The 9,358-nt window shown below is 71.4% G+C and carries 7 protein-coding genes; 3 read left to right on the top strand and 4 right to left on the bottom strand.

Annotated elements, in window-relative coordinates; genetic code table 11:
* Nucleotides 1–18 precede the first annotated feature (18 nt).
* Nucleotides 19–2,682 carry a right-handed parallel beta-helix repeat-containing protein gene (locus ACFWE2_RS22730; RefSeq protein ID WP_377226477.1) on the bottom strand — a complete coding sequence of 888 codons (2,664 nt, stop codon included), beginning with the start codon at nucleotides 2,680–2,682 and terminating at the stop codon, nucleotides 19–21.
* Between the two features lie 228 nt (nucleotides 2,683–2,910).
* Between ACFWE2_RS22730 and ACFWE2_RS22725 the strand changes: the two genes are divergently transcribed.
* The gene (locus tag ACFWE2_RS22725; RefSeq protein WP_377226476.1) at nucleotides 2,911–3,639 is read left to right on the top strand and encodes a FadR/GntR family transcriptional regulator; all 729 of its coding nucleotides are present in this window, start codon (nucleotides 2,911–2,913) and stop codon (nucleotides 3,637–3,639) included.
* A 28-nt stretch (nucleotides 3,640–3,667) separates the two neighbouring features.
* Nucleotides 3,668–4,843: a mandelate racemase/muconate lactonizing enzyme family protein gene (locus tag ACFWE2_RS22720; protein WP_377226475.1), complete on the top strand. Its 1,176-nt coding sequence runs from the start codon at nucleotides 3,668–3,670 to the stop codon at nucleotides 4,841–4,843.
* Between the two features lie 64 nt (nucleotides 4,844–4,907).
* On the opposite strand, the gene ACFWE2_RS22715 is transcribed toward ACFWE2_RS22720, so the two are convergent.
* From ACFWE2_RS22715 to ACFWE2_RS22705, 3 genes are read right to left on the bottom strand one after another with little or no spacing between them, the layout of a single operon-like run.
* Nucleotides 4,908–5,660 (bottom strand): SDR family oxidoreductase, encoded by a 753-nt coding sequence (locus ACFWE2_RS22715; RefSeq protein ID WP_377226474.1) that lies wholly within the window; start codon nucleotides 5,658–5,660, stop codon nucleotides 4,908–4,910.
* The gene (locus ACFWE2_RS22710; RefSeq protein WP_377226473.1) at nucleotides 5,657–6,688 is read right to left on the bottom strand and encodes a zinc-binding dehydrogenase; all 1,032 of its coding nucleotides are present in this window, start codon (nucleotides 6,686–6,688) and stop codon (nucleotides 5,657–5,659) included. Before ACFWE2_RS22710 ends, ACFWE2_RS22715 begins: the two co-directional genes overlap by 4 nt.
* Nucleotides 6,685–7,731, bottom strand: coding sequence for a C-terminal binding protein (locus ACFWE2_RS22705; protein ID WP_377226472.1), 1,047 nt, complete (start codon nucleotides 7,729–7,731; stop codon nucleotides 6,685–6,687). The genes ACFWE2_RS22710 and ACFWE2_RS22705 overlap by 4 nt, the downstream gene beginning before the upstream one ends.
* Before the next feature lie 215 nt (nucleotides 7,732–7,946).
* On the opposite strand from ACFWE2_RS22705, the gene ACFWE2_RS22700 reads away from it, so the two are divergent.
* A complete protein-coding gene (locus ACFWE2_RS22700; protein ID WP_377226471.1) occupies nucleotides 7,947–9,317 on the top strand; it encodes an ABC transporter substrate-binding protein in 1,371 nt (456 codons plus the stop codon).
* The last annotated feature ends 41 nt before the right edge of the window (nucleotides 9,318–9,358 follow it).

Raw genomic sequence — 9,358 nt, 5'->3', positions numbered from 1 at the left:
GGACCGAGCGGTCGGCGGCTACGGCCGACCGGGGCCGTCGGCCGCGGCCAGGCGGAGGTCGCTGAACACGTTGATCGCCGCCGTGCTCACGTCGTGCGACGTCGAGAAGACGCCGCCGTCCTGCACCTCCGCCGCGCCGGGTAGCGCCACCGCGGACCCGACCCGCCGGTAGTTGACCCCGTCGTAGGAGTAGGACGCCGACACCTGGTCGCCCACGCGGTCCAGCCTGACCCACACCGCGCGGTGCGTGTCGACCCGGGCCTGGCTCGCGCTGTCGAGGTAGCCGTCGCCGTTCGCGTCCCACTGGAAGACGACGCCGTTGCGCGGCGTCACGGCGGCTATCGCGTACCCGGACGACGCCCCGGGCGCGGTCAGGTCGTTGCGGACCATGACCCCGCTCTTGGCCCAGGCGTTCGTGTCGTTCACCGTGTCCACGCGTACGGAGACGCTCGACCCGGCGGCGAAGGAGCCCGCCCGGTAGAGCGCTCCGAACGCGTCGTCCCGCTGGCCGCCCGCGCCCCACACGTCCGCGCCCGCCGCCGCGACACCGAAGGCGGCGCCCTGCTGACCGGACCGCTGCCCGAAGTAGCTCTCGGCCGCGGACACCGCCGTCGTCCGGTATCCGTCACCGACCGGCGCGTCCACCGGGCACTGTGCGAGCCCGAACAGGTTGGCGTTCAGCGTCGTCCGGTACCGCGGCGCGACACCCGCCTCGCACATGACGTCCAGCGCCGCCTGCGGCCAGCTCGTGCCCGCGACCGAGACGTTGTCGATGAGCTGGTTGTTCCGCTCCTCGGCGTTCGGGATCTGGGCGCCGCCGGAGTTGAACCAGTTCTCGCGGATCATGTTGTCGCTGGTGTTGTTGCCGTCGCTGTAAGCGTTGGTGAAGATCCACGGGTTGGTGCCCTGGAGCACGTTGTGCCGGTAGGTGGTGTAGCGCGTCCCCTCGTCGAGATAGAGGCCGACGCCGGAGACGTTGAACAGGTAGTTGCGCTCCACCACGGTGCCCGGGCTGGCCGAGAGGTTGTACAGCGAACCGCCGTCGGCGAACCGCGCCTTGGTGTGGTGCACAAGGTTGCCCGCGACGAGGTTGTCCTTGAGCGTCGTCGGGGTCGTGTACAGGGCGTGCCAGTTGTAGTAGCCGCGGCGGACGTACTCCGCCGAGCCGCCCGGGTCGTTGGCGCCCCAGCCGTAGCCGGTGTCGATGCCGTCGTAGGCGACGTTGGCGACCTCGTTGTGCACGATCTGGACGTTCGTCGCGTACGTGCTGAGGATGCCCGAGTTGTCCTTGTACTCGACGGCGACCCGGTTGACCGTGTTGTTCTCGATGCGGATGTCCTTGTTGATCATCCGCGGGTCGCTCGGGTGGTGCGCGTCCTCCCGCACCCCGCCGACCGCGATCCCGTGGCCACCGACCTCGTTGAAAACGTTTCCTGTCACGTCGATGCCGCTGGCGCCCAGGCCTACCCCGGAGAGCGTGGCGTTGGCGTCGTTGCCGATGCCGAGCGCGGTCTGCCCGAGGTTCGTGAAGCGGTTGTTCGTCAGCGAGATGTCGTGCGCCGCGGAGACCTGCACCGCCGCAGGCTCCTGGTACCAGGCGTCGAAGCGGGCTCGTTCGAACATCTCGCAGCCGCGCGAGCAGCTCGTGAAGGCGTCATCCGGGCGGTACTCGTACGCGTCCTTGATGAACGCGCCGTTCTGCTGGGTCGCGTAGCCGTGGGTGGAGGGGCCCAGCCACGAGGTGCCGGTGAACTCGAGGCCGTCGAACTCGAGGCCCGTCACCGGCTCGTCGTACGTGCCGCTGATGCTCACCAGCGACTCCACCTGCGGGAGCTCGACGTCCAGGTCGTCGGGGTCGACGCCGTCACCCGGCTTGTAGTACAGCTTCCCCGCGGACGGGTCGAGGTACCACTCGCCGACCTGGTCGAGGAACGCGAGCGAGTTCTCCAGCGACCACGTGGGCCCGGCGAGGAACGAGTTCTGCACGGTGTCCCAGCCCCAGGTGTTGTTGTCCCACGCGGGCTGCGCCATGGTGATCGTGGAGCCGGCGATCGACTCGACGGGGGAGTAGCGGTTGGTGAAGTCGCCGAGCGACTGGAACTCGATCCGCCCCTGGTCCGGCAGGCCGCTGAGGTAGCCGAGCTGCTGGTTGTTGATGGTCAGGCCGGTCGGCGTTGGTGTCACATCGGAGTTGGCCAGCGGCAGGGAGGCGCGCTGCGCGATGATCCCGTTCACGTAGAGCTGGCGGCTGTCGACGCCGGGCGGCGTGTCCGCGACGTAGACGCCGGCCTCCTCGTCGTGGACCGACCATCCGGAGATCGGGGTGGCGCCGGAGATCACCGGCCGGGCGCCGGGCGCCGCCGTCCACCGCACGGTGTGGCCGTCGCGGCCGCCGTCCTGCGCGCCGAACACGAGCGGCTCGGTGATCCGGTAGGTCCCGTCCCGCAGCACGACGGTGACGTCCCTGCCCTTGCGGGCCTCGCGCCGGACCAGCTCCTGCGCGCGTTCGATCGAACAGGCGCGCCGCACCTCGCACGCACCGGCGTCACGGCCGTCGGGCGCGGCGAAGTAGGTGCGGTCCTTGCCCTGCTCTACGACCTGCTGTGCGGCCTGTGCGGCCTGTGCCGCGGACACGGGAACCATTGCCGAGACGACCACCGCTATGGCGCTCAGGGCAGCCATGGCTCCCGCTCTCCTCGATCGATGCCGGATTCTCGGAACTGTGCGTGACCTCTGTGTCATCGTTCCATCGCTTTCTGCTGAGGCGACCGGGCTTCCTTACCCGCCGCGAGAGACTAATCACACATATGATGTGTGCGCAATGGTGCAGGGGGCCGCGGAAGAAGCCCTGGCGATACGATGGGCGATCGTGCGGCCCCCCGAGATCGCGCGTCGGAAGAGGAGAGACACGTGGTTCAGCAGGCACCGACCAGTACGCAGGTGACCCGAAACCGGCCGGCACTCGCCGAGGCAGTGATCCGGACGCTCGTGCAGGACGTCGTCACCGGGAAGTACGCGCCAGGAACCGCGCTGCCCTCCGCGGCGGTGCTGTGCGAGACGTTCACGGTGAGCCGCACCGTGATCCGCGAGGCCCTCACGGCGCTGGCGGAGAAGGGGCTGGTCGCCGCCCGTCAGGGCTGGGGCACGGTGGTGCTCGACCGGGAGTCCTGGTCGCTGCTCGACACCATGGTCCTCGAGGCGATCTTCCAGCGCGAGGACAGCCTCCTGTTCATGGACCAGCTCATCGGGATCCGGACGGTGCTGGAGGGCCTGATGGCGTCATCGGCGGCGCGGCAGATCGACGACGACGCCCGCGCGGCGCTGTCCCGCCAGTTCGACGCGCTGAACGCCTCGCTCGACGACCCCGACGAGTACGCGGAGGAGGACATCGCCTTCCACTCGCTGGTCCACCGGATCTCCGGCAACGAGTTCGCGCGCGCGATCATCTCGAGCATCCAGGGCAAGGCCCGCCTCGTGGCCCAGTACACCGGCGCGCCGCCGAAGGGGCACAACGAGCTGACGCACGAGGAGCACCGCCACATCTTCGAGGCCATCATGAGCGGCGACACGGAGGCCTCCGCCGACCTGATGCGCGCGCACATCTCGCGGAGCTGGGCTCGCCGTCGCCCCAAGAGCTAGATGTAATTCGTATGATAAGTTACCACCCATGAAGATCACGGGGTATCGGAGCCTGCTCACCGTGCACCGGTGGGGCCGGCCCGTCGGGGACGTCAACGGCGTGATCCGCAGCGGCGTGACCGAGGTCCCGGTCGTCCTGGTCGAGACCGACGGCGGTCTGACGGGGGTAGGGCTCGGGTCGCACGACGCGATCGACCGGGTCTTCCCGGCGATCGAGGGGGAGGACCCCCGCGCGGTCGCCGCACTCTACGACCGGATGCTCTCCTGGGTCTTCAAGGCCGGTCACGCCGGATCGACCTTCGCCACGATCGGGGCGCTCGACATGGCGCTGTGGGACCTCAAGGCGAAGATGGCAGGCGAACCGCTGTGGCGCCTGCTGGGCGCGCGGGACCGGTTCGTGGCCGGATACGCGTCGGGCCTCGAGTACGGCCTCGACGAGGACGGCCTCGTGGACCTGTACTCGCGGTTCGCGGACCGCGGGTTCACCGGCGCCAAGGTCAAGGGCGGGCTCGACCTGCGCCGCGACGTGGCCCGGCTCGGCGTGGTGCGCGAGGTGATGAGCCGGAACAGCGAGAACCCCTCGCTCATGTACGACGTCAACGAGAGCTGGGGCAGGCACCAGGCGCGGCGGCAGCTCGCACAGGTCGAGGCGCAGGTCGAGCTCACCTGGATCGAGGAGCCCGTGCGCCGCTGGGACGTCGAGGGTCATCTGGCCCTGGCGCGGTCGGCGTCCACCGCGATCGCCACCGGCGAGAATCTCACGGGGCTGGAGCAGTTCCGGCCGCTCGTCGAGGCCGGGGCGGTCGACGTGGTGCAGACAGGGAGCGTCTGGGGCCCCACCCACTTCATGCGGGTGGCCGCCTTCGCGCACGCGCACGACCTGCCGGTCAGCCCGGTCGCGTACAACTGCAACCCGCTGGCCGCCGCGGCCGCCGCCGTGCCCAACCACCTCGTGAGCGAGGTCCAGGACCTGTCGTTCCCCGTCGGGTTGACGGTCGACCAGTCCTTCGAGGACGGCGGCATCGTCCTCGGCGACGAGCCGGGCTCCGGTATCGAGGTGGACGAGGCGGAGATCGCGGCGATCACCGGGACGGGGTCGTGGGCGGCGCCCGCCGGGCCGCACGTCCGCCCGCGCGAGGCCGGGCTGCGGCTCGCGCAGCGCCGCGACCCGGCGACCCAGCTCAAGGTGGCCTCGGTCGGCTGACCTGCGGCCGGACCCCGGCCGACCCGCCGGGCCGGCTCAGTGGGGCCCGGCCCGGCGGGCCGGCTCAGCGGGCCAGCCAGCCGCCGTCCACGGCCAGCACCGGGCCGTGGACGTAGTCGGCGGCCCCCGAGGCGAGGAACACCACGGCGCCGCCGACGTCGGCGGGCCGACCCCAACGGCCCGCCGGGATACGGTCCCCGATCTGCCGGGAGCGGACCGGGTCCGCCAGGAGCGCGGCGTTCATGTCGGTGTCCATGTAGCCGGGCGCCACGGCGTTGACGTTCACGCCCCGTGCGGCCCACTCGTTGCACAGCGCCTTGGTGAGCTGCGCGACCGCGCCCTTGCTCGCCGCGTAGGCCGGGACCGTCAGGCCGCCCTGGAAGCTGAGCAGGGACGCCAGGTTCACGATCTTGCCGGCGCCGCGCTCCAGCATGGGGCGGCCGAACGCCTGGCAGAGCTGCAGCACCGCCCGCAGGTTGACCTGGAGCACCGTGTCCCACTCGTCGAGCGGGAACTCGGCGGCGGGGTGCCGTGCCTGCGTCCCGGCGTTGTTCACCAGGATGTCGACGGTGCGGCGCGCCAGCACGTGGGCGACGGTCTCGTCGATCGAGGCGGGGTCCGCGAGATCCGCGTGCACCCCGGAGACGGTGCGGGAGTGCTCGCCGGCGTACGCGACGAGCTCGTCGGGCAGGTCGCCGCGGGACAGGACCACGACGTCGGCGCCCGCGGCGATCAGCGAGCGGCTGATGCCCAGCCCAAGCCCGCGCCCGCCGCCGGTCACGACGGCGGTCCGTCCGGTCAGGTCGAACGGGTTCATCTGTCGGCGTCCTCCTCGTGGGAAGTGATCAGGACCTTGAGGTACTCCGCGGCGCCCGCGGCGGCGACCGCCTCCTGGGCCTGGCCGAGCGGGAACGCCCTGGTGGGCAGCCGGCCCAGGCCGAGGCTGTCGTCGACGACCAGCCCGATCGCCCGCCGCACGTCGTCGGACGTGTAGACGCGCACACCGCGCACGACGAGCTCCTTGAAGCAGACCTCGCGCAGGTCCACCGGCGTCGGCTCCTTGTGCACCGCGACGATCACGACGGTCCCGCCGACCCGGGTGGCCGCGGTGAGCTCGGGCGCGACGGCGGGGTGGCCGGCCGCGTCGAAGGTGACGTCAGCGCCCTCGCCGTCGGTGAGCTCGAGGGCCACGGAGGTGAGCGTCTCCCCCTCGGGGACGACTGTCAGGCCGAGCTGTTCGGCGAGCGCGCGCCGCGCGGGGGAGGTCTCGCTGACGATCACGTGGCGTGCGCCCGCGTGCCGGGCGGTCAGCGCCGTGAGGATCCCGATCGGTCCGGCGCCCGCCACCGCCACGGTGTCCCCGTCCCGCAGCCCGGACAGCGTCACGGCGTGGACCGCCACCGCGAGCGGCTCGACCAGGGTCGCGAGCCGCAGGTCGACGCCGGCGGGCACCTCGTGCAGCACCTCGGGCGGGAGCGCCACGTACCGGGCGAGGCTGCCGGGCACGTCGATGCCGTAGAGGCCGAGGTCACGGCACACGTGGGTGTCGCCGGCGCGGCACGCCCTGCAGCGGCCGCAGGAGATGAGGGGCTCGACGACGACCGAGCTCCCGGCCTGCGGTCCGGTCGGCGCCGCCCGGGCGACGCGGCCGGAGATCTCGTGCCCGAGGATCAGGCCGTGTCGGGCACGGGGATGCTTGCCGTGGACGATGGCGAGGTCCGTGCCGCAGATCCCCGTGTAGGCGACCTCGACCAGCGCCCAGCCCGGAGGCGGCTGCGGGACGTCGACCTCGCGCAGCTCCAGCGTGTCGGTGGCGGTCCAGACGACCGCGGGCATGGTGGTCATCGGAGGCCTCCCGCCGTGTCGTGCTGCGGGTCGTGCTGCGCGGCGTGGGTCAGGGCCGTCCGTCCGACGCCCAGCGCCCGCGGGTTCACGATGTTGCGCGGGTTGCGCCCCGCCAGCACCTCGACGACGTTCTCGATGGTGCGGCGCTTGAGCTCGCCGTAGGACTCCTCGGTGTACCACGCCAGGTGCGGCGTCAGGACGACGTTGTCGAACCGGGTGAGGGGATGGTCCACCGGAAGGGGCTCGTCCTCGTGGGTGTCGATCCCGGCCCCGCCGAGGCGGCCTGCCTCCAGGGCGTCGACGAGGGCCGGCACGTCGACCACACCGCCACGCGCGGTGTTGACGACGATCGTGGTGTCCCGCATGAGCGCGAACTGTTCCGCGCCGATCAGGCCGCGGGTCTGCGGGGTCAGCGGGACGTGCAGTGACACGACGTCGGCGCGTGCGCACAGCTCGTCGAGCGTCACCGCGGGTACCCCGTGGTGGTCGGTGCCGGGCTCGACGAGGCTGTCGTGCCCGATGACGGCATAGCCGAGGCCCGCAGCCTTGCGCGCCGTGGCCGCGCCGATCCGGCCGAGGCCGACCACCCCGAACGTGCGCCCCCGGGTCTGGAAGAGGGGGCGGACGGCGGGCAGGTCCACCCGGCCCTCCCGCAGGCCCCGGTCGGTGCGCGGGATGCCGCGGGCCACCGCGAGCGTGAGGCCGATCGCGTGGTCGGAGACGGCCTCGGTGCCGTAGTCCGGGACGTTGCACACCGCGATGCCGCGCGCTGTCGCGGCGTCGATGTCTATCGAGTCCACGCCGACGCCGTAGCGTCCGATCGCCCGGAGCCGGGGGAGTGCGTCCATGACCTCCCCGTCGACGTGGGCGTACTGCACCAGCACGCCGTCGGCGTCGCGGCAGGCGTCGATCAGCTCGGCACGGGTGCGGCTCTGGCCGATCCGCAGCTCGACGCCGCTCTCGCGCGCTACCGACTCCTCCTCGAGGAACGCGTCGTGGTCGCACTCGGTCACCGCGATGGTCGCGGGGATGGTGTCGGGCATGGATGGGCTCTCCTCCGTCGGAATCCCTGTCAGGGCCTGCGTGGTCCGGGGTCGGCAGAAACCTCCGGAGCCAGCCGAACTATATGTGATAACCCACGGCACTTGGCATACATGTTATCTCTGGTACAGTCTTGCGCGAGGCAAGGGGGCCGAGTCCAGAGCCTCCAGGCGCGCATCCCGGTCGTGCACTGTTGCTGATGAGAAAAGGAACAACGATGTCCTTGCGTACTCGCTCCGCCGGCCGCACGCGGCTCGGACGGCTCACTCTTGCGGCGGCTGTCGTTGCCCCCGCGCTGGCGCTCGCGGCCTGCGGCGGCGGTGGTGGAACCGGCTCCGGCGCCGACTCGCCCTACGGCTTCGCGGCCGAGGAGCAGGAGGCCGACAGCCCGATCACGGTGTGGGTCGACGCCTCGCGCGAGCCCGCCGTCGAGGCGTTCACCAAGGCGCACCCGGACGTCCCGGTCAACGTCGAGACCTACGACGGCGGCGCGAACGGTTCGGGCAGCTTCCAGACCAAGATCACCGCGTTCGACCAGGCCGGCTCCGGCTGGCCCGACGTCGTCTTCTCCACGCAGAACAACGACGCCGCCTGGGCGGCCGTCGGCCAGACGCCGTTCGCCGCGCCGCTCGACAAGGGGTACTTCGACCAGGAGTTCCTGGATGGGTTCACGCCCGGCGCCCTCGACCCCACGACCGTCGACGGCACCGTGTACGGGCTGCGCAACGACCTCGCGTCCGTCGTGACGTGGTACGACCAGAGCCTGTTCGACGAGTTCGGGTACGAGGTCCCCACCACGTGGGAGGAGTACGAGGCGCTCGGCGAGCAGGTCGCGGAGGAGCACCCCGGCTACATCGTCGGCTCCGTCGGCGACGCCTGGGCGCCCGAGGTGTACTTCTGGGGCGCCAAGGCGCCGATCAACACGGTCACCGGGACCGACACCTTCAGCACCGACACGTCCGACCCGAACGCCGTGCGGATGGCCGAGATCCTCGACAACCTGATCGAGTCGGGATCCGTGGTGCAGGACAGCGTCTTCGACGCCGAGTTCGTCAGCAAGTACTCGGGCAAGACGCTGATGCTGCCCGGCCCGATCTGGTTCAGCGGCGCGCTCTTCCAGAACAAGGACTCGCTCGACGCCCCGGAGGGCACGATCGCGGCAGGGCTGCCCCTGGCCTGGGAGGGCCAGGAGGCCGTCACCGGGAACGTGGGCGGCGGCACCTGGTTCGTCTCCCAGCACTCCAAGAACCTCGAGGCGGCGAAGACGTTCCTGGAGTTCGTGACCAGCTCCGACGAGTACCAGGTCGAGCTCGGGCCCGGCCTCCCCGCGTACGCCTCCGCGGCGGAGAAGTGGCTCGCGAACCAGGCGGAGTCCGGCTACTTCGCCGGCGACTTCGCCGAGAACGTCACCACGGCGTCCGGTCAGGTCTGGGACGGGTGGGGCTACCCCCGGTTCAGCCAGGAGGCGGTCTTCGCCAAGACCGTGACGCCAGAGCTCGCCGCGGGCAAGAAGCTCGTCGACCTGCTGCCCGACTGGCAGACGGCCCTGGAGAACGAGGCCCAGGTGAACGGGTACACGGTCGAGTGATGGTCACAGCACAGCAGTCCGGCGCCGCTCCCGCCCCGGGA

Origin of the sequence: Promicromonospora sp. NPDC060271, assembly GCF_042726755.1 — a bacterium.
Lineage (GTDB): Bacteria > Actinomycetota > Actinomycetes > Actinomycetales > Cellulomonadaceae > Promicromonospora.
The sequence above is the reverse complement of the archived record's forward strand: the minus strand, read 5'-3'. Positions and strand labels throughout refer to the sequence as shown.